The sequence below is a fragment of the Gordonia sp. NPDC003504 genome (genome assembly GCF_053587995.1).
Map to the genome: position 1 here is coordinate 105,496 of NZ_JBSFPC010000001.1, position 16,607 is coordinate 122,102.

The following is a 16,607-nucleotide window of genomic DNA, read 5'->3' on the forward strand; positions in this document are numbered from 1 at the left end:
TCCTGTCTCACTCGGATCGTGCGTCGGATGTGTCGGAATCGGGATCACTGATGACGGCCAGGACGTCGCCGACCGCCAGCTGCCGGCCGGCCTCGACGGCGAGCGTGGCGACGATGCCGTCGGCGGGCGCCGAGATGGTGTGTTCCATCTTCATCGCCTCCAGCCAGATCAGCGGCTGCCCCGCGGTTACCCGGTCGCCTTCGGCGACGGCCACCCGGATCACCGCCCCCGGCATCGGCGCCAGCAGCGACCCCGGTCGGGCGACGGCGGTCGGATCGACGAAACGTGGCTTGCGACGCAGATGCAACGACCAGCCCGGGCCGTCCACGTAGATGTCGTCGCCGCCGTACCGTGCCACCCGTAGGCGTCGGCGTACCCCGTCGGCGCCGACCACGACCACCTCGCCGTCGGAAGCCGAGATGACCGACAGCTCCGGCGAATCCGGCAGACCGATACCGTCGCGGGTGTGCCGGTAACGCACCGTCACCTCGGTGTCATCGGGCAGCAGATAGCCCTTGGACTGCGCAGCCGACGCCATGTTCCGCCAACCCGGCGCCAGGGTCGACTGCACCCGCGCACGCGACCGGTTGACCGCCGCATCCGACAGCGCCGCGGCGATGCCCGCGAGGGTGATCGCCTCGCCGTCGGCGAGCGGCGCCGCAAGGGTGTCCAGTCCGACCTCGTCGAGGTATCCGGTGTCGGTCTCCCCCGCGCGGAAGGTCTTCTCCCGCAGAATGTTCACCAACATGTCCCGGTTGGTGACAGGACCGTGCAGGGTTGCATCCGCCAAGGCCTGCGCCAGCATGGCTGCCGCCCGGTCCCGCGTGGGTGCCCACGAGATGACCTTGGCCAGCATCGGATCGTAGAACGTGGAGATCTCCGAACCGTCGGCGATCGACGAGTCGACACGCACCCCGGGCCGGCTCAGACCGTCGAAATGTGTTGCCGCGGGGATGTCGATGGCGTGGACGGTGCCCGACTGCGGTTGCCAGTCGGCGGCCGGGTCCTCGGCGTAGAGCCGGACCTCGATGGCCGCGCCGTTCGTCGTCGGTGCCGACACGTCGAGGTGCTCGCCCATCGCCACCCGCAACTGCCATTCGACGAGGTCGGTGCCGGTGGTCAGTTCGGTCACCGGATGCTCCACCTGGAGACGGGTATTCGTTTCCAGGAAGTAGAATCGCCCGCTCTCGTCGGCCAGGAACTCCACCGTTCCGGCGCCGGTGTAGCCGATTGCCTCGACCGCCGATCGCGCTGCGGCGTAGAGTTTTTCACGCATCTGCTGACCGATGCTTTCCACCAGGGGCGCGGGCGCCTCCTCGACGACCTTCTGGTGTCGACGCTGGATGGAACATTCGCGTTCGCCGACGGCCCAGATCGCTCCGTGCACATCCGCCATCACCTGCACCTCGATGTGATGCCCACGCTCCACATACGGTTCGCAGAACACCGTCGGGTCGCCGAAAGCCGCCTGGGCCTCCCGGCGGGCCGCATCCACCTGGTCGGTGAGTTCGGCGAGGTCGCGCACGATCCGCATACCGCGGCCGCCACCACCGGCCGACGCCTTGATCAGCAACGGCAGATCGGCGTCGGTCACCGCGGCCGGGTCGATGTCGCCCAGCACCGGTACGTCCGCGTCGGCCATCAGCTTCTTGGCGTTGACCTTGGAGCCCATCGCGGTGATCGCCGCCGGCGGCGGACCGACCCAGGTCAGTCCGGCGTCGATCACGGCCTGCGCGAATTCGGCGTTCTCGGACAGGAATCCGTATCCGGGGTGAATCGCATCGGCGCCCGCGGACTGCGCGGCGGCGATGATCTGTTCGCCCCGCAGGTAGGTGTCGGCGGACGTCGAACCGGGCAGACGTACCGCGACGTCGGCGGCGGACACATGTGGCGATCCGGCGTCGGGGTCGGAATACACTGCGACGGTGCCGATTCCCATCCGGCGGCAGGTCGCGAAGACCCGGGCGGCGATCTCGCCGCGGTTGGCGACGAGGACTCTGGTGATCAGGTTGGTCACGGTGTTCCCCTCACATCCGGAAGACGCCGAAGTTCGACGTCCCCTCGACCGGCGCACTGTGGATCGCCGACAGGGTCAGACCCAGGATCGTGCGGGTGTCCCGGGGATCGATCACCCCGTCGTCGTAGAGCATCCCGGACAGGAAAGCCGGTACCGACTCGGCTTCGATCTGTCCTTCGATCATCTGCCGCATGGCGGCGTCGGCGGCCTCGTCGACAACTCCGCCGCGCGCCTCGGTGGCCGCGCGCGACACGATGGAGATGACGCCCGCGAGTTGCGCCGCACCCATCACCGCGGATTTCGCACTGGGCCAGGCGAACAGGAATCGCGGGTCGTAGGCCCGCCCGCACATCCCGTAGTGACCGGCCCCGTAACTTGCACCCATCAGCACCGAGATGTGCGGCACGGTCGAATTCGAGACGGCATTGATCATCATCGAACCGTGTTTGATGATCCCACCGCGTTCGTATTCCTTGCCGACCATGTAGCCGGTGGTGTTGTGCAGGAACAGCAGTGGCGTATCCGAGCGGTTGGCGAGTTGGATGAACTGCGCCGCCTTCTGGGCCTCGGCGCTGAACAGCACACCCTGGGCATTGGCCAGGATGCCCACCGGATAGCCGTGGATGTTCGCCCACCCGGTGCACAGCGAGTTGCCGTACTCGGGTTTGAACTCGTCGAAGTCACTGCCGTCGACGATGCGGGCGATGACCTCCCGCGGATCGAACGGGATCTTCAGGTCGCCGGGCACGATGCCGAGCAGTTCTTCGGTGTCGTAGCGGGGTTCGACGACGTCGACCGACGGCGCCGGCCCGCGCTTGCGCCAGTTGAGGCGCGCGACGATCCGCCTGCCGATGCGCACCGCATCCTGCTCGTCGGCGGCGTAGTAGTCGGCCAGACCCGACTGGCGGGCGTGCAGTTGTGCGCCGCCGAGGGATTCGTCGTCGCTCTCCTCACCGGTGGCCATCTTCACCAGCGGCGGTCCACCGAGGAACACCTTGGAGGCGCCCTCGATCATGACGACGTGATCGCTCATCCCCGGGACGTAGGCGCCGCCGGCGGTGGAGTTGCCGAACACCAGCGCGATGGTCGGGATGCCGGCCGCGGACAGTCGCGTCAGATCCCGGAACATCCGCCCACCCGGGATGAAGACCTCCTTCTGAGTGGGCAGGTCGGCACCACCGGACTCCACCAGCGAGATCACCGGCAACCGATTCGCCAAAGCGATGTCGTTGGTGCGCAGGATCTTCCGGAGGGTCCAGGGATTGGAGGTGCCACCTTTGACGGTGGGATCGTTGGCGACGATCACGCATTCGACACCCTCGACCACCCCGATGCCCGTCACCACCGACGCCCCGACGGTGAAGTCGGAACCATACGCGGCCAGCGGACACAGTTCGAGAAAGGCGGAGTCCTCGTCGACGAGCAGTTCGATCCGCTCCCGGGCGGTCATCTTGCCGCGCTTACGGTGCCGCGCAACGTACTTCTCGCCACCGCCGGCGAGTGCCTTGTCGAGTTCGGTGTTCAGTTCGTCGAGTTTGGCGAGCATCAACTCGCGGTTGCCCACGAACTGCTCGTCGTTCGCGTCGAGGGTGGAACGGATTGCCGTCACTGCTGATACCCCAATCGTTTTGCCGCGAGACCGGTGAGGATCTCGGTGGTTCCCCCGCCGATGCCGATGATGCGCATGTCGCGGTATTGACGTTCCACTTCGGTTCCGGTCATGTAGCCGAGACCACCGAAGAGTTGAACGGCCCTGTCGGCCACCCATTCTCCGGTTTCCACCGCGGTGTTCTTGGCGAAGCACACCTCGGCGATGAGGTCGTCGTCGGAGGTGATCTTCCGTTCGACCACCGCGCGGGTGTAGGTGCGGGCGAGGTCGATGCGCCGGGCCATCTCGGTGAGCGTGTCCTGCACCGACTGTCGTGCGATGAGCGGTTTGCCGAAGGTCTCGCGCTGCCGCGCCCACTCCAGGGTGAGGTCCAGGCACCGCTGGGCACTGGCGTACGCCTGGACCGCGAGCGATGACCGTTCGGTCACGAAGGCCGCCGCGATCTGGGCGAATCCGGAGTTCTCCCGGCCGACCAGGTTCGCGACGGGTACCCGGACGTCGACGAAGGACAGTTCGGCGGTGTCGGAACTGCGCCATCCCATCTTGTCGAGTTTGCGGGTGACGGTGAAACCCGGTGTGCCCTTCTCGATCACCAGCAGGGACACGCCGGAGGCACCCGGTCCGCCGGTGCGCACCGCGGTCACCACGAAGTCGGCGCGCACCGCGGAGGTGATGTAGGTCTTGGCGCCGTTGACGACGAATTCGTCCCCGTCGCGGTCGGCGCGCGTGGTCAGGTGCCCGACGTCGCTACCGCCGCCGGGTTCGGTGATGGCCAGGCTGCCGATCATCTCGCCGGCCAGGGTGGGACGTACCCAGCGGTCGATCTGTGCGGGGTCGCCGGCGGCGATCAGGTGCGGTAGCGCGATGCCGTGGGTGAACAGTGACGCGAACACCCCCCCGGGGGCGCCGGCGTAATGCAGTTCCTCGCCGAGGATCGACGCGTCGACGAGGTCGCCACCCGATCCACCGATCTCCTCGGGGATGCCGAGTCCGAAGAGACCGAGTTTGGCGGCCTCCCGGTGGACAGCGCGCGGGATCTCCCCGTCGCGTTCCCAGTCCGCCGCGTGCGGCAGGATGTGTCGGTTCACGAAACCGCGTACGGTCTCGCGGAGGGCTAGTCGTTCGGGGCTGTCCCAGATGGGACTGGTGATGGGCACGGGCTCAGTCCTTGTCGTCGGCGACGGTGACTTTCTCGATGAAACGCAGCGGGATGGGTACCGGCCGCGAGCGCAACCACTCCCCCATGCCCTTGGCCTGCGGGTCGAAGCGGACGTTGTCGGCGACGCCGCGTCCGAGCACTCCCTCGATGACGAAGTTGACCGCAAGCAGGTTCGGAAGCCGGTAGCGGCGCACCGTCAATCCGTCGATCTCCGGCAGCAGTTCGGTCAGCAGGTCGGTGTCCAGGGTGGTGTCGAGCCATTCGAAATGGTCCGGATCACGCACCCACACACCGATGTTCGCGCTTCCGCCCTTGTCTCCGCTGCGGGCACCGGCGATGGTGCCCAGCGGCAGCACGGCGGTGGGTTCGGGGTCGGCGGCCGCACCGCCCGCGGCGCGATGGTCGACCTCGTCGGCGGGCACCGGTGCCCGCAGGGGCGACGGTTCGATGCGTTCGACCACACCGTCGGCGAACGCGACGCGGTGCTCGACGGCCGCGGCGTCGACGTACCCGGGTTCGAAGACCCCGTAGGGCGATCCCGGTCCGGGGGGCGCGGTCATGCTGAAGCCGGGATAGCTGGCCAGGGCCAATTCCACTGCGGTGGAGGAGAATGCGCGGCCGACCTTGGTGCCGTCGGGGTCGCGGGCCACGCACCGCAGCAGTGCCGAGGCCTGCTCTTCGGTGGTCGCGTCCGGGCGGTCGAGGCGGGACAGTTCCCAGGTGAGTTGTTCGGGTTCGCTCGGCAGTGCGGCGCGGAACTGTGACCGGAACAGTTCGGCCTTCTTCTCGATGTCGAGTCCGGTGAGGATCATGGTGATCTCATTGCGCACTCCGGCAAGGTGATTCAGTGACACCTTGGTGGTCTCCGGGGGCGCTTCACCCGTCACACCGCTGATCGACACACGATCCGGTCCGTCCGACGCCAGGGAGATGGTGTCGAGACGGGTGGTCACATCGGGTCCGAGGTATCGGGGTCCGCCGACCTCGTAGAGCAGTTGCGCGGTCACGGTTCCCACGGTCACCGCCCCGCCGGTGCCGGCATGTTTGGTGATCACCGACGATCCGTCGGCGGCGATCTCGGCGATCGGGAATCCGAGGTGTCCGGCGGCGGGGGTGCTCGTCAGGTCGAGTTCGGTGAAGAAGGCGTAGTTGCCGCCGGTGGCCTGGGTACCGCATTCGATGACGTGACCGGCGACCACCGCACCGGCCAGCGCATCGAGGTCGTCGTAATCCCACTCGAAGGCGCTCGCGGCGGGCCCGACGGTGAGCGAGGCATCGGTGACGCGTCCGGTGACGACGAGGTCGGCCCCGGAGTCGAGTGCGGTCTTGATGCCGAAGGCACCGAGATAGGCGTTGGCGGTCAACGGTTTTCCGAGTCCGAGTTCGTCGGCGCGGTCGAGCAGATCGTCTCCGTCGACGAATGCCACACCGACGTCGACGCCCACCCGCTCGGCGAGTTCCCGCAGCGCGACGGCCAGTCCGTGCGGATTGAGCCCGCCGGCGTTGGCGACGATGCGCACGCCCTTGTCGACGGCGAGTCCGAGGCACTCCTCCATCTGCCGCAGGAACGTCTTGGCGTATCCGGTCGTCGGGTCCTTCAGGCGGTCCTTGCCCAGGATCAGCATGGTGAGTTCGGCGAGGTAGTCGCCGGTGAGGTAGTCCAGTTCACCCCCCTCGAGCATCTCCCGCATCGCCGCGAAGCGATCCCCGTAGAACCCCGACGCATTGCCGATCCGCACCACTGTGGCGGTCATCTAGCTGTCCTTCCCGGCGTGCTCGGTTCCGCTCGGCGCTCGCCCCGAGCCCGGGGGACCGGCGAAACATTGTGCGATCGTTGCCCATTCACGCGCATCGTCACCGACGATCTGCAGGTCGAGGTCGGCGAGTGCGCGCCGCTGGGTGACCAGTTCGCAGAAGTCGAGTGCCGGACCGGCCACCACGTCGGTGGCGTCGGCGGGTCCCCACGTCCACACCTGGCCCGACGGTGCGGTGATCTCGAAGCGAAACGGTGCGCCCGGCGGCGTCTTCCCGTTGACGGCGTACGCGAAATCCCTTGTGCGGACCCCGATGTGGACGACCGCCTTGATGCGGTCGGTGACCGGCAGGCGCACGCCGAGCGCGTCGGCGACGTCGAGGCCGTGCGCCCACGTCTCCATCAGTCGGGCGGTGGCCATCGACGACGCGGACATCGGCGGGCCGAACCACGGGATCTTGGCGCCATCGGGGACGTCGAGGAGTGCGCGTTCCAGGGATGCCCGCACCGCCCGCCAGTGATCGAGGAGTTGCCGCGGTGGTTGCCCCGCTCCCGCCTCCGCGGCGGCGTCGACGAACCCGGACGGATCGGTCATCGCCTCCCTGGTGATCTCGGCGAATCGCTCGGGATCGGTGGCCGCGATCGCCGCCACCTCGTCGGTCCACGCGAGGTGCGCGATCTGATGGGCGATGGTCCACCCGGCGGCAGGTGTGGGTGTGACCCACTGTTCGTCGGCGAGGCCGGCGACGAGGTCGTCGAGTTCGGCGGATGTGGCGGCGAGGTCGGCGACGACCTGGTGCACGATCGACATGCGATCAGCGTCACACAATCGATCAAAAGAATCAAGCACGCATGATTGTTTTTGTTCCGAACGCCTGCCGGTCATGGCCCGGACAGGGCGGCGTCAGCGATAGTGCACGTCGGCCACGCCCTCGCTGAGCAGCGTCCCGTCGTGGCCGATCATCCGCGCCGAGAAGGACGCGATGCGACGCCCCACCTTGACCGGCTCGACGTCGACGATCACCTGGGTGCTGTGCACCGCGGGCGACCGGAAGAAGCCGAGCGACATGTCGGCCAGGTGGTAGTCGCGTCCCGCGCCCGCATGGGCCTGGCCGGCGAAGGAGAACGCCTGGCCGACGATCGTGGCGATCACCCCGCCGTGCATCGTTCCGAAGACGTTGCCCATCCACGGTTCGGTGTCGACGACGAACCGCAACCCGGCCGACGCATCGGGGATCTCGATGCGCCCGTTGAGAAGGTCGGCGAGGGGGCCCGCCTCCCGCACCCGCGCCGCGATCTGCGCCACCACGTCACGTCCCTCGAGGGCCGCGGGTATCGGTTCGGGGAGCCGCACACCGTGGGTGTCGGCGCAGTCGGGCAGCTCCACTGCCGCCTGCGACTCTTCGGTCCCGTCGGCGGTGGCACGTCCGACGCGCATGTTGCGCGCGGTCCCGACGCAGCACAGATGCCCGGTGCCGGTGGTGATCCGCACCGGTGTCACGCCGGTGTGCTCGTCGGACATCTCGACGTCGGCCGCGGCGGTTAGCCGGTCGTCGGGGGCCACGTACCCCATAGCCGACATGGTCAGCCGTGCCTGCATCGACAACGCCCCCGACTCCTTGCCGGCGAGATGAAACGGAATGCCGCCGACATCGTCGAACAGCACACCGTAGGCCGGCATGTCGATGCGGCCACGATGGTCGACGAACTGCGCACACAGCTGCTGCTGCGCACGGGCCGCGGTTCCCGAGACCGTCAGGTTACCGATATGGAACACCGACATTGGATTCCGTCCGGCCGTGTTGTCGCCTGTCATGGTCCGCTCCCCTGCCCTGGCCGAATCCTCTGTTGTCACCGTCCGCGCCACCACGTCACTCACCTGTGCAGTCCTATCACCGACCGCCGGGGCGGGCAGCACCACGCACGCCCATGTGTGATTCAGGTCGCGACTGTGTGATTCGGGTCGCGACTGTGTGATTCAGGTCGCGACCGGGTGAGCACCCCGTTCGGGCGCGGTAGCTTTACCCCCGACGCATGCTTCGCGTCGATAACGAACAGCGTCTCCACGTTGAACCGGGGCACCTCCGGCTGCTAGCGTCGTGAGACGGAAGGGGCTGATGTTACCAATGTTGCAGAAACGAATCGCGGGTCGACGCATGATGCTCGCCGCCGGACTGGCCGCGGGAGCACTGGCCACACCACTGGCAGCGGGCGTCGCATTCGCCGCGCCGGAGACCACCGCGCCGGAGACCACCGCGCCGGAGACCACCCAGACCACCCCCGCCGCCAAGACGCTCGACGCTTCGCAGCAGACCCCGACCGTCGGACTGAGCCGTTCGGGAGCGATGATCGCCGGCGGTTTCGTCGCGCCACTGGCCGCCGCGGCGGTCGCCGACGACGCCACGGTCATCTGGCTCGAGCCGATGCCCAAGGACGCCTGCGCCACCACGCTGAGTGATGCGATGGTCGCGGTCACCTGGACCAACACATCGACTCACCGGACCGCCGACACGACCTTCGCGGCCTGCCAGGACGGCAAGCCCGCTCTGAGCCCGGCGCTGGAAACCGGTTCCGGCACACTGAAATTGACGGTCACCGTGCTCGGCAAGGGCGGCGATACGTTCACCCTCACGCCGGGCACCGCGACGCTGCACCGCTGAGTTTCTCCTTCACACCACACGATCGCCGATGGACTCCCCACCCGGGGCCGTCGGCGATCGTCGTCTGTGCCGCCATCGAGCAGAGTAGACAATTTCAGAAATCTGTATACGCAATTCTGGAACAGGTTCTAGATTTGGGTCATGGCCGACACCGTGACCCAGCTCCTCCTCGAACGCGCCGACGACGATCACGTCGCGATCACCTACCAGGGCAGCAAACGGACCTGGCGCGAGCATCTCGATGACGCACGCCGGATGGCGTCGGTCGTCCTCGCCGCCGCCGACCCGCAGCGGCCCATGCACATCGGCACGCTGCTCGGGAATACCCCGACCATGCTCACCGCCATCGCTGCGGGCGCGCTCGGCGGGTACGTGACCGCCGGCATCAACAACACCCGCCGCGGCGAGGCACTGGCCGGCGACATCCTCCGCGCCGATTGTCAGATCCTGCTCACCGACGCCGAACACCGCGGGCTCCTCGACGGCCTCGAGCTTCCCGGGGTGACGGTGTTCGAGACGTCCAGCCCCGAGTGGACATCGCTGCTCGCCGACGCCGGCGAGCTGGTTCCGCATTCCGAGCCGGGGCCGATGGACCCCTTCATGTTGATCTTCACCTCCGGCACCAGCGGCAATCCCAAGCCGGTTCGGCTTGCGCACATGCTGATTCCGTTCGCCGGACCGCCGCTGGTGGAGAAGTTCGGGATCACCGCCGACGACGTCTGCTACCTGTCGATGCCGTTGTTCCATTCCGCGGCGCTGCTGGGCGGCTATTGCGTCGCCGCGGCGAGCGGCGCATCCATCGTGCCCGCCCGCTTCTCCGCGTCGACCTTCCTCGACGACATCCGTCGGCACGGCGCGACGTACATGAACTACGTCGGCAAACCCCTCGCCTACATCCTCGCGACGCCGGAACAGCCCGACGACGCCGACAACCCGCTGCGTGCCGCCTTCGGCAACGAAGCCACCGACCACGACATCGACGACTTCGCGCGACGCTTCGACTGCAAAGTGTGGGACGGCTACGGATCCAGCGAACTGGCGATCATCGTCACCCGCGAGCCCGGCACCCCGACCGGCTCGATCGGGAAGGGCTTTCCCGGTGTGGCCGTGTACAACCCGGCCACCGTCACCGAATGCGCCGTCGCCGAGTTCGACGAGAACGGCGCCCTGACCAATGCCGACGAGGCCGTCGGCGAACTCGTGAACACCTCCGGCGCGGGGCTTTTCAGCGGCTATTACAACGACGAGGCCACCACGGCCGACCGGCTGCGCGAGGGCATGTACTGGTCGGGCGATCTCGCCTACCGCGACGCCGACGACTGGATCTACCTCGCCGGACGCTCCGGGGACTGGATGCGGGTGGACGGCGAGAACATGACCGCCGGGCCCATCGAACGTATCCTGCAACGCATTCCGGGCGTCAATCAGGTGGCCGTCTATCCGGTTCCCGACGATCAGGTGGGCGACGCGGTGATGGCCGCGATCGTCCTCGACGACGACGCGGCGCTCTCCCCCGACGAGTTCACCGCCGCGCTCGCCGATCAACCCGACCTCTCCCCCAAGGCGTGGCCCGGTTTCGTGCGGATCGCCGAGTCCCTACCGACCACCGCCACCAACAAGATCGTCAAGCGGACCCTCAAGGCCGAGGGCGCCACCGCGGGCGACGGCGTGCTGTGGGTCCGGGAGCCCCGCACCCGGACCTACCGCATCGCCACGCAGGTCCCGGCGTGACGCCGGCGTCCACCACAATCACGGCGTCCCCGACATCCACGGCGGTTCCGGACACTCTGACCGAACTCGGCTATTACGCGCTGTCGCGGCATCCGGTCCATCCGTCGGAGCTGGTCGATGAGGCACGTCACGCCGAAACCATCGGCCTCGGAACAGCATTCGTCTCCGAACGCTTCAACGTCAAGGACGCCGCCGTACTGTCCGGCGCGCTTGCCGCCGCCACCACCCGATTGGGCATCGCCACCGCCGCCACCAATCACACCACGCGCCATCCGATCGTCACCGCGACGATGGGTGCCACGTTGGCCGAACTCTCCGATCACCGGTTCGCACTCGGACTCGGACGCGGGATCACCGCCCAGTGGCAGATTCTCGGGCTGCCGGTGATCACCGGCGCCGGGATCGAGGACATGATCTCGATCCTGCGGCGACTGTGGAACGGCGAGATGATCATCGGGCACGACGGCCCGGAAGGAACCTATCCACTTCTCACCCTGGGGATTTCGGTCACACCGCCACCGGCGGTGATGGTGGTGACGATGTCACCGAAGACACTGGAACTCGCCGGACGCATCGCCGATGGCGTTGTGCTGCACACCTTTCTCGACGCCGAGTCGACGCGTAGCGCTGTCGCCCGTGTCCGCGACAGTGCGCAGCGCGCCGGGCGCGATCCGGCGTCGGTGCGGATCTGGTCGGTCCTCGCCACGGTTCCCGATCACCTCGAGGAGACCGACTGCACACGCCGGCTGTATGGGCGTCTCGCCACCTACCTGCAGGGTTATCCCGACGTGCTGATGGCCGCCAATCGCTGGAGCACCGACGATCTCGAGCGGATCCGCGCCACGTCGGCCTTCAGCGCAGCACGCGGTCCCCTTGACGCGACGGCCACCGCGGCGGAACTCGACGAACTCGCCGCGGCGATACCGGCCGGTTGGGTCGCCGACTGTGCCACCGGCTCGGCGGACGAGTGCGCGCGGGCCGTCGCCGCCCAGTTTGATCTGGGTGTGGACTCGGTGATTCTGCATGGTGTGGCTCCGACGGAGGTCACCGAGATCGTCGGGAGCTACCGGGGCCTGGGGGTTCGACCGTCGGCGGCGTTGCCCGTGAATCCGGGACGAGTGGTGCCCGCGTGAGCGCCGCCATCATTCCCATCTCGCCGGATCAGCTCACCCCGGATGTCCTCACCGCGCTGCTCGTCGATGCGGGTCTCCCCGCCGACGTGCGGGGCGTCACCTACACCGCGGTGGGTACCGGGCAGATGGCCGGGTCGTATCGCCTGCGGCTGGACCTGGCTGCCGGTGACGTGCCGACGACGATGATCGCGAAGCTGGCAACCGGTGACCTGCCGCAACGTCAGTTCGCCTCCGGCGCATTCCGCAACGAGGTGGATTTCTACTCGGATTTCGCGGCGCGGCTGCATGTTCCGCTACCCGAGTGCTACGCGTCGGCCATATCGGTGGACGGCACCGAGTTCGTCCTGTTGTTGCAGGACATGGGCGACGCCGTTCAGGGTGACCAGATCGCCGGCTGCACCCCGGAGCAGGCACGGTCCGTCGCCGTCGCCGCGGCCGGTCTGCACGCGCCGACGTGGGATGATCCCGCGCTGCTGCAACGCTTTCCGCTGCCGACCGCCGATGACCGGGAGTTGATGGAGTCGGTACTCGCCCCGATGACCGACGCGTTCCGCGAACGGTTCACGCCGGACGCCGCGGAATCCGAGGTCCTCGATTGGCTCGTCGCCACCGCCGGTGACTGGCTGATCGCCGCGCGCGGGCACACCGCACTGATCCACGGCGACATGCGGATCGACAACGTCCTGTTCGGTTCCGACGGTGCGGTCACCGTGATCGACTGGCAGACCATCACCACTGGTTCGCCGATGCGCGACCTCGCCTTCCTGCTGGCCTCAAGCCTCGAGGTGGACGACCGACGCCGCCATGAACGCGCCATCGTCGAGGCCTATCGTCAGGCACTGCTCGCCGCGGGCATCGACGGGTACTCCGCGGAGCAGTGTTGGGATGACTACGTCGCCGATCTCCTGCAGGCGCCGCTGATCGTGGTGTTCGGTGCCGGGGCGGCGACGCCCACCGAACGCGGCGACGCCATGTTCGCGACGATGCTGCGTCGCGCCACGGTGGCGATCACCGATCACTCGCCGGACCTCATGCCATGAGTTCCGGGGTGACGACGGTGTTCGGCGCCAACGGTTTTCTGGGCTCTCACGTGGTCCGTCGGCTTCTCGACTCGGGTCGAGAAGTCCGGGTGATGGTGCGGCCCACCTCCGACACCCGCGATCTCGACGATCTCGACGTCGACCGGGTCGTCGGTGAGCTCGGCGACGGGGATGCGGTCGGCCGTGCCCTCGACGGCGCCGAGGCCGCCATCTACTGCGCGGTCGATACCCGGGCATGGATTCGTGATCCGAAGTCATTGTGGCACAGCAATGTCGAGGTACTGGATGCCGTTCTCGACGTTGCGGCCCGGGCCGACCTGCATCGTTTCGTCTACACGTCGAGCATGTGCACGATCGGTCGGGTCCGCGGGCGTCGCGCCACCCCCGACGATGCCTTCAATTGGGAGTCGCACGCCAATACCTATGTCCGCTCGCGGGTCGAGGGTGAGCGCGTCGCGCTGGCGGCGACGGATCGTGGCGTGCCCGCGATGGCGATGTGCGTCTCCAACACCTACGGCGCGGGCGATCACAAGCCGACACCGCACGGTGCCTTCGTCGCCGGAGCCGCACTCGGCAGGCTTCCGTTCGGTGTCCGGGGGATGCGAGCGGAGACCGTCGGCGTCGACAACGCGGCCGATGCCCTCGTACGCGCGTCGCAGAAGGGCACGATCGGCAGGCGCTACATCGTCAGCGCCGAGTTCCTCGACCTCGGTGACATCATCGCGATGGCCGCCGACGAGGCGGGTGTGGCGCCCCCGCGACCGACACTCCCCCGCCCGGCGATGTATGCCCTCGGTGTCGCAGGCGACCTCCGCTCACGGATCACCCATACCCAGCAACAGCTTTCGGTCGACACTGTGCGGTTGATGCACGTCATGTCACCGATGGATCACTCGGCCACGACCAGAGATCTGGATTGGCATCCGCGTCCCGTTGAGGAGTCCGTCCGCGCCGCGGCCCGGTATTGGGTGCAGCGGAGACGATCGCGATAGCGGGTCAGCGTGACGTGATTCGTACGCATGTGCGAACATGGAGCGCATGGCATCGCGACGACAGACCGGCCTGAGCACCGAGGACCTGGAATCCTTGTCGGCGGGACTCGCCGCGGGTAAGCGGGTCACCGTCTACCTTCGAGACCCCATGCCGTCACTGGATCTCGCGGCAGGCGTATCGGCGCGCGTGATCTCCATCGATGGGTCCACCGTGATCATCAGCCCGAAGGGTGTCGAGGATCAGTTGCCGTTCGACGCCGACGAACTGCTCAAGACCCGACCTACCGCGGGCGCGGCGACGTCAACGCCTCGACGATCCACGCCCCGGCCGGAGCCTATTGCCGAACCGGTCCTGCGGGAGACGGTCCGGCGGCAGACACCAGCGCCGGTGCCGGCACCTGCACCTCCACCGAAGCCCGCCTCGGTGAAAGCTCCGAGGCGACCCAAGGCCCCATCCGGAGCGGTCACCGTCACCGTCACGTCGGCGAGCGACACGACCTGGACGGTGTCGGTGTCCCACGGAAGCAAGAAGCAGGGCAGGCCAACGGAAGTGCCCGCGGAGCGAGTGGCGAAAGCGATGCGCGAACTCGGAGATCCCACGGCGATCACCGCCGTAGACGGCGTGATCGAATCGGCGCGAGCGGCGGCACAACAGCGCATCGACGACCTCAGCCGCGAACTCGAATCCGCACGAGCAGTTCTGGCGCACCTCGACGGTCAGACTCCGGCGGCAGAGTAGTCTTCGATGCGAGCTCGAGACCACTTTCGCAACCTGATGCCGGAAACCGGTTGCAGCGCAGCACCACCCGGAAGCAGGCCGAAGCCGGCCGCCTACCGCGGATAGGTGGTGATGGTCTCCCCAGTGACGGGGTCGCGCCAGATGACCGCCCGATCGGCGAGCATGGTGGGGATCAACAAGCCCATGTGTTTGCGTTGGTGGTCCGGGGTACACAGCGGCATCAGGTTGAATTCCACCGTCCAGCCACCGGTGATCGGATCCTGGTGCACGAATTTCACCAGGTGGTCGATCTGGCAGTCACTGGCCGGGCGTCCGCACTGCGGATACCGGCAGGTGCCATCCAATTCGATGATTTTCTCCCGTAACCAGGCTGGTATCCGATATGTCAACGCACCCGGTGGTGGGAGGAGATATCCGCCGTGTCCGGTGGGGTCGATCGGGGTTGCGGGGAACGGGTCGTCGAGACGACGCCACGCCGCCGGTATCCGATCCAGTGAGGTGGTGGTGCTGATGCCGGGTATGTCCAGGGTGGGAAACTCGGTGACGGTGACCAGCTGTCCCGAATTGATCAGCGTTCGGGCGTGAGCTTCGTCAATCACGCCGAAGTATTCCAGTCGGGCTTCCCGCTGTCCGGATGGGTCGGTGATCAACGACAGCGACAACTGTGAATCACTGTCGGTGTCTGTGTCGGTGTCTGTGTCGGGTTGCGGCTCGACGGTATTTGTTGCCGCACAATCAGCGTCGTCACAGTCAGCGTCGCCGTCGGTGACCGTCTGGGGATCGACGGTCGTCTCGGGTTCGGTGATCTCATCAGCCTCACCACGCTCGGCGTCGACATCACCAGACGGATCAGCCGCGTCGGGGTCGATGTCGAGGTCGGTCAGGCCACAGGGTTCTTCCGGCAACGGGATCGCCCGCGAGCAGTCACCCCGCCCGCACTCACACGACAGGTACGCGCCGGGTAGTCCTTGGATTTCGGCGAACGCCGCGACCTGCATCTGACCGCGGCGACGCCGATCACGTGGGCAGATCCGCTCACTGATCATCTGTGCGATCCGCGCCGCCAGATGGGCACCCATCTCGCCTGGTGCGTAGACGGAGATGCTGCAGTGCCCGTTGGTGTCCCGACGGACCCGCACGTTCTGATCGCGTGCGGCGGCTTCCTCGCGTCGGTCGGCGGCACCGTCGGGATCCAGGGCGATCACCATCTCGGCGACCTGATCCCGCAATGTCGTATCCGCCTGATGACGTCCGGCGAGTTGCAGTGCGCGGGTTTCGGCGAACGCGCGCACATCGTCATCGGACAGCACGCTGATCTCGTCGGCGATGATGCGGATACGTTCCAGCGACTGGTCACCGGCCAGGAACGCCGCGGTCACCGTCGGGAGCGTCGACAGCAAGAAACTCAACGTCATCCACGCCGTGGCTTGCGGCACCGACACACCCAGCGCGGTCGACACCGTGCCGGTCGCAGCCTTGTCGACGCCACCGGTGGTGTACACGTTGGTCTGATGACCCGACAGCAGCATCTCGTCGTACACGGCATGCCCGACCCGCGCCGCCGACAACACCTTCCGAGCGATCACCTGCCGTTCCTGGCGTTGCAACGATCGGGCCAGAGCGGTCGCCGACTCGACGGGAAGGTGATCGATCATGGCCGCGTCGTCGGCGGTCATCGACAACTCCGGCGCGATAGTCGTGCGAATTCTGGTGTCGGCCATGATATTCACCCCCTCTGCGATCCCTTCAACTGAACTGTGACAAGTATATCGAG

The 16,607-nt window shown here is 67.4% G+C and carries 13 protein-coding genes; 6 read left to right on the forward strand and 7 right to left on the reverse strand.

The genetic code is table 11. From position 1 onward, the window contains the following. Positions 1–7: 7 nt before the first annotated feature. From ACWDPV_RS00505 to ACWDPV_RS00530, 6 genes are all read right to left on the reverse strand, one after another. Entirely contained in the window at positions 8–2,017 is a 2,010-nt protein-coding gene (locus ACWDPV_RS00505) for an acetyl/propionyl/methylcrotonyl-CoA carboxylase subunit alpha (protein ID WP_449741322.1), read from the reverse strand. 10 nt (positions 2,018–2,027) lie between these two features. Next, complete coding sequence (locus tag ACWDPV_RS00510) at positions 2,028–3,626, reverse strand: acyl-CoA carboxylase subunit beta (RefSeq protein ID WP_449741323.1); 1,599 nt, start codon at positions 3,624–3,626, stop codon at positions 2,028–2,030. Further along, positions 3,623–4,783 carry an acyl-CoA dehydrogenase family protein gene (locus ACWDPV_RS00515; protein ID WP_449741324.1) on the reverse strand — a complete coding sequence of 387 codons (1,161 nt, stop codon included), beginning with the start codon at positions 4,781–4,783 and terminating at the stop codon, positions 3,623–3,625. Before ACWDPV_RS00515 ends, ACWDPV_RS00510 begins: the two co-directional genes overlap by 4 nt. 4 nt (positions 4,784–4,787) lie before the next feature. Then, positions 4,788–6,539 carry an acyclic terpene utilization AtuA family protein gene (locus ACWDPV_RS00520; protein ID WP_449741325.1) on the reverse strand — a complete coding sequence of 584 codons (1,752 nt, stop codon included), beginning with the start codon at positions 6,537–6,539 and terminating at the stop codon, positions 4,788–4,790. Continuing rightward, complete coding sequence (locus ACWDPV_RS00525) at positions 6,540–7,349, reverse strand: TIGR03084 family metal-binding protein (RefSeq protein ID WP_449741326.1); 810 nt, start codon at positions 7,347–7,349, stop codon at positions 6,540–6,542. Positions 7,350–7,442: 93 nt separating this feature from the next. After that, positions 7,443–8,354: a PaaI family thioesterase gene (locus ACWDPV_RS00530; protein ID WP_449741327.1), complete on the reverse strand. Its 912-nt coding sequence runs from the start codon at positions 8,352–8,354 to the stop codon at positions 7,443–7,445. Positions 8,355–8,664: 310 nt separating this feature from the next. Here ACWDPV_RS00530 and ACWDPV_RS00535 point away from each other — a divergent pair, with 310 nt between their 5' ends. The 6 genes from ACWDPV_RS00535 to ACWDPV_RS00560 all read left to right on the forward strand — a co-directional run bounded on the left by ACWDPV_RS00535 (position 8,665) and on the right by ACWDPV_RS00560 (position 14,833). Next, entirely contained in the window at positions 8,665–9,198 is a 534-nt protein-coding gene (locus ACWDPV_RS00535) for a hypothetical protein (RefSeq protein ID WP_449741328.1), read from the forward strand. A gap of 141 nt (positions 9,199–9,339) precedes the next feature. Next, on the forward strand, positions 9,340–10,929 hold the full coding sequence (fadD1, locus tag ACWDPV_RS00540; RefSeq protein WP_449741329.1) for a fatty-acid--CoA ligase FadD1: 1,590 nt from the start codon (positions 9,340–9,342) through the stop codon (positions 10,927–10,929). Further along, positions 10,926–12,062, forward strand: coding sequence for a TIGR03857 family LLM class F420-dependent oxidoreductase (locus ACWDPV_RS00545; protein ID WP_449741330.1), 1,137 nt, complete (start codon positions 10,926–10,928; stop codon positions 12,060–12,062). Before fadD1 ends, ACWDPV_RS00545 begins: the two co-directional genes overlap by 4 nt. Next, a complete protein-coding gene (locus ACWDPV_RS00550) occupies positions 12,059–13,102 on the forward strand; it encodes a phosphotransferase (protein ID WP_449741331.1) in 1,044 nt (347 codons plus the stop codon). Before ACWDPV_RS00545 ends, ACWDPV_RS00550 begins: the two co-directional genes overlap by 4 nt. Further along, positions 13,099–14,094: an NAD-dependent epimerase/dehydratase family protein gene (locus ACWDPV_RS00555; RefSeq protein ID WP_449741332.1), complete on the forward strand. Its 996-nt coding sequence runs from the start codon at positions 13,099–13,101 to the stop codon at positions 14,092–14,094. Before ACWDPV_RS00550 ends, ACWDPV_RS00555 begins: the two co-directional genes overlap by 4 nt. Positions 14,095–14,131: 37 nt before the next feature. Further along, a complete protein-coding gene (locus ACWDPV_RS00560) occupies positions 14,132–14,833 on the forward strand; it encodes a DUF6319 family protein (protein WP_449741333.1) in 702 nt (233 codons plus the stop codon). Between the two features lie 92 nt (positions 14,834–14,925). On the opposite strand, the gene ACWDPV_RS00565 is transcribed toward ACWDPV_RS00560, so the two are convergent. Continuing rightward, positions 14,926–16,554 (reverse strand): HNH endonuclease, encoded by a 1,629-nt coding sequence (locus tag ACWDPV_RS00565; RefSeq protein ID WP_449741334.1) that lies wholly within the window; start codon positions 16,552–16,554, stop codon positions 14,926–14,928. Positions 16,555–16,607 lie beyond the last annotated feature (53 nt).

What these genes read in the sequence shown, in the direction of transcription:
- ACWDPV_RS00565 (WP_449741334.1), bottom strand. Translation starts at nt 16,554, where the DNA reads ATGGCCGACACCAGAATTCGCACGACTATCGCGCCGGAGTTGTCGATG.
- ACWDPV_RS00525 (WP_449741326.1), bottom strand. Translation starts at nt 7,349, where the DNA reads ATGTCGATCGTGCACCAGGTCGTCGCCGACCTCGCCGCCACATCCGCC.
- ACWDPV_RS00535 (WP_449741328.1), top strand. Translation starts at nt 8,665, where the DNA reads ATGTTGCAGAAACGAATCGCGGGTCGACGCATGATGCTCGCCGCCGGA.
- ACWDPV_RS00520 (WP_449741325.1), bottom strand. Translation starts at nt 6,539, where the DNA reads ATGACCGCCACAGTGGTGCGGATCGGCAATGCGTCGGGGTTCTACGGG.
- ACWDPV_RS00555 (WP_449741332.1), top strand. Translation starts at nt 13,099, where the DNA reads ATGAGTTCCGGGGTGACGACGGTGTTCGGCGCCAACGGTTTTCTGGGC.
- ACWDPV_RS00560 (WP_449741333.1), top strand. Translation starts at nt 14,132, where the DNA reads ATGGAGCGCATGGCATCGCGACGACAGACCGGCCTGAGCACCGAGGAC.
- fadD1 (WP_449741329.1), top strand. Translation starts at nt 9,340, where the DNA reads ATGGCCGACACCGTGACCCAGCTCCTCCTCGAACGCGCCGACGACGAT.
- ACWDPV_RS00530 (WP_449741327.1), bottom strand. Translation starts at nt 8,354, where the DNA reads ATGACAGGCGACAACACGGCCGGACGGAATCCAATGTCGGTGTTCCAT.